This is a genomic window from Neisseria sp. 19428wB4_WF04, from assembly GCF_015235335.1.
Lineage (GTDB): Bacteria > Pseudomonadota > Gammaproteobacteria > Burkholderiales > Neisseriaceae > Neisseria > Neisseria musculi.
In genome coordinates this window covers 1-3,495 of sequence record NZ_JADGLG010000096.1, presented here as the reverse complement: position 1 = coordinate 3,495, position 3,495 = coordinate 1, and the positions used below count along the sequence as shown (strand labels likewise).

At 43.7% G+C, this 3,495-nt stretch carries 2 protein-coding genes and 2 pseudogenes; 2 read left to right on the top strand and 2 right to left on the bottom strand.

The window, feature by feature from the left end:
* On the bottom strand, positions 1–249 hold a 249-nt coding region (locus IR141_RS13630; protein WP_228068263.1), incomplete at its 3' end, for a hypothetical protein.
* Positions 250–566: 317 nt separating this feature from the next.
* Positions 567–1,174, bottom strand: a pseudogene (locus IR141_RS12215) (transposase); the annotation flags it as partial.
* 900 nt (positions 1,175–2,074) lie between these two features.
* On the opposite strand from IR141_RS12215, the gene IR141_RS12210 reads away from it, so the two are divergent.
* Both IR141_RS12210 and IR141_RS13625 read left to right on the top strand, forming a co-directional pair.
* Positions 2,075–3,232, top strand: a complete 1,158-nt coding sequence (locus tag IR141_RS12210) for a nitronate monooxygenase family protein (protein WP_135037680.1) — start codon at positions 2,075–2,077, stop codon at positions 3,230–3,232.
* A gap of 91 nt (positions 3,233–3,323) precedes the next feature.
* Positions 3,324–3,495: pseudogene (locus IR141_RS13625) on the top strand (IS1595 family transposase); the annotation flags it as partial.

Below are 3,495 nucleotides of genomic sequence, written 5' to 3'. Positions count from 1 at the left end.
CATGCATAACATCCAGGTTGGGCTCCGCTGTGTGATAAAGCGGAGCAGTTTATAACAAACGGAGAGTGGCTCAATTTTGGAGCACAACTCCCCGTTTCCCTGGCTCAGTTTTGCACGATATTTAACAGCAAGTGCTTTAGCCCAAAATACCGCATCATAGCCGTGTTCGTTTAAAATTTCGTGAAATGTTTTGGGAGCGTTAAACTCTTGAAAAAACGAGCTGTCTCTGTTCATAAGATGGTATTCCATATCATTAATCCCTAAGTACGTTTAAGATGAACACATGATGCCGTAGGTTTATCAAAGAGCCCAGCAATCCCAGCGCGTAGTTTCGGCAGGTGCAAAAAATCCTGCCTTTGTGCGGCAGGATTTGAAACAATGTTGCACCGTGTGAAACAAAATCAAAAACGCTTTATCTCAAAAATCGAGCCGATTTATCGCGCGCGGCTTCAACATGCGATGGCTTCCGGTATAAAATATTCAAGTAGTTTTCTTTGTAGGCTCTTACTTAAATTTATAGAGCTGACGCAGGTTATCCCAAACCCCACACAAAATTCGCAACGTTTTTTTAGCTGCCCACTTGGCGTGTCGAAGTTAAACCTAAACTCACATTCTTTCAAGATTTCGATCGATTCTGCTGTATTTTCGTAGAACTCGCCTTGCCTGATTCCAAAAGTTTTCAATACCGTTGATGATTTTGACGGTCTGCAAACAACTGGGAATGATTGATGCGCTGATGGGTGAACTCACTCACATCCAGAATATCATAGCTTTTACAACAGCCAGTGAGTGTAACCAACGTTATTGGGCATGTTTTTTTGATAACAGGAAGTGAAGTATTCTACCTGGTATTTTTCACCGCAAGGGTAAACATTTTGCTTTGCCGTTTCAGGGTACTGAAGATAGTCCACTTTACCTGTTGCGCCGCGACCACACCTGCCCTTACACCTTCCGCTAAAGTAGTTCTCATCCCATTCAACTATACCCTCAAAACTTCATCGGCATGAAGCCAAATGATGTGCGGTGTCTTGGCTGATTTTTCGGTAGAACAACATAGCGGGATTGGCTTGGATACTGAGAATATCCTCAGCCAAGCGAGTTATAACCTCCATCACAAAAAACACAAGCAGTTTTTTCTGTGTGGACATTGTAGCCTGCAATGGATTATCTCCATTTTAGCAGCCTATCTGGCCATTAATCTACTCAGTCCCAGAGAAAAATATAAAGGCCGTCTAAAATTTCAAATATCCTTTGTGCATACACCATAAAGCCCTTTGTATTAACCTTAGCCAAAAATAGAGTATAATACCTAAATGATTAGGAATCAAAATTCATTTTAAAGGATTCCTCTCAGTATCTTCAACAGCACTTAATACCAATCATCATACCTTATGCCCTTATGCTTGAAACGGAATTCTGTATTCTTTCAAATACAAGTAAAACCTATACTTCGGTACACGTTAAAAATCGCGTCAAGCAATGCTCAGCATAGCCCTAAAAGATTCGGTACCGTTGATATACTGTGTACTACAGGCAAACTTAATTATTGCCATGGTGTACTCCTATAATAATATTTTGCAAAGCCATACCGACCCATCCCGGATATCTCCAGTATGAACTACGTTTTCAACCGCAACATGACCTCGGGTGGCCTTCTACAACGTAGGTTTGGAAGCATCCGAAACAGTTCCTGTATAAACTTGCCTTTGCATTTTAGAATGAAGGGAGCGATGATTTTACCGCCCGCACCAAACCGCGCTTGCCGGCAGATACGCTTGGCACCGAAAAATTCCATGATACCACCTCAACATAATCTGCCACCAATGTTCACAAGCTAAGTACCGATGCAATTCCAAGCATGAGCTGTTGATGTTTTCGACACTGATTTTTGTTGGTTTGGCGGTCTGAAGTGGTTAGATCCGAGCTAAAAGTTTATTAATATTTTTGATATTTTGGTGATATTACTTTCTAAGGCTCTGCCTAAAAATCATACACATATTGCTACGTTACAGCAGCCCCAACGACAAATAATTACCAAATTTCACTCAACCCATTGAAATAATAAAGGAAATATATGAAGCACTGTTTTTCCCCTTTGGTTATCCGCGACAAATCATTGATTCCAATTGTGCAGGGCGGCATGGGAATAGGCGTATCCGCATCTAAATTATCTAGTGCTGTAGCCCGGGAAAACGGCTTAGGCACCATTGCCAGCGTAGATTTGCGCCACCTACACGATGATTTGCTGGCCGAATCCAAAATTAATCCTTCCGAAGAGAAGTATGCCAAGCTCAACCACATTGCACTCGACCGCGAAATTCAAAAAGCCAAAGCAAATGCGCAAGGCAAAGGTATGATTGCCGTTAACGTAATGAAAGCTGTGAAAGACCACCAGCACCTAGTCCGACAAGCATGCGAATCAGGTGCCGATGCCATTGTAATGGGAGCAGGATTGCCGCTCGACTTACCCGAAATGACCGATGGCTACCATAAAAACGTTGCCCTACTACCCATTCTTTCCGAGGCGCGCGGCATCAACATCGTATTGAAACGCTGGATGAAAAAAGGCGTTCTGCCCGACGCCATCATCATCGAACACCCCGCGCACGCCGCAGGACACTTAGGGGCAATGACGGTAGAGGGTGTTAATGATGAAAAATTCGAATTCAAGCGAGTGATTGAAGAAACGTTTGAGGTGTTTAAAAAACTCGGTCTAGAAAGTGAAAAAATCCCATTAGTGCTGGCAGGCGGCATGGCCAATTTTGAGAAAATCACTACTGCACTGAAAAACTGGGGAGCTTCCGCAGTACAAATCGGCACTGCATTTGCAGTTACCGAAGAAGGCGATGCCCATTTGAACTTCAAACAAACGCTGACCAGTGCCAAAATGGAGCAGGTGGTAGAGTTTATGTCGGTAGCCGGCCTGCCGGCACGCGGTGTCCGCACCAAATTTCTCGACAACTACATCAAGCGCGAAGCCAAACTTCAAGCCAACGCCAAAGCCGACCCACGCCGCTGCACACAAGGCATCAATTGTTTATCCGTATGCGGCCTGCGTGACGGATTGGAAAAAGTAGGCCAGTTCTGTATCGACATCCAATTGGCCGCCGCTTGGCGCGGTGAAGTCGACAAAGGTTTATTTTTCCGAGGAAAAGACCCACTACCATTCGGCAGTACCATCAAAAGTGTACGCGAAACCATACAATATTTACTGCATGGCCGCTGTGTATAAAAAGGTTAAGCATCAATACAAGTCAGCATCAGAGGACTCTAATTTGGGGCTTAGAAAGAAAAATCAGCAAAAATGATGTTAAGCTTCTGATATACCTATTAAAAACAAATACCAAAAGTTCAGTAAAATTACCGAATCAAAATTCCGTCAAATCCTGCGCCTTTTCACACTTGATTTGACCGCTTCCGATACCGCCAGACTCACCGGCATCAGTACCCAAAGTGCCAATATCTGTTTCTCAAACTGCGTTGCCGTATGGCTGC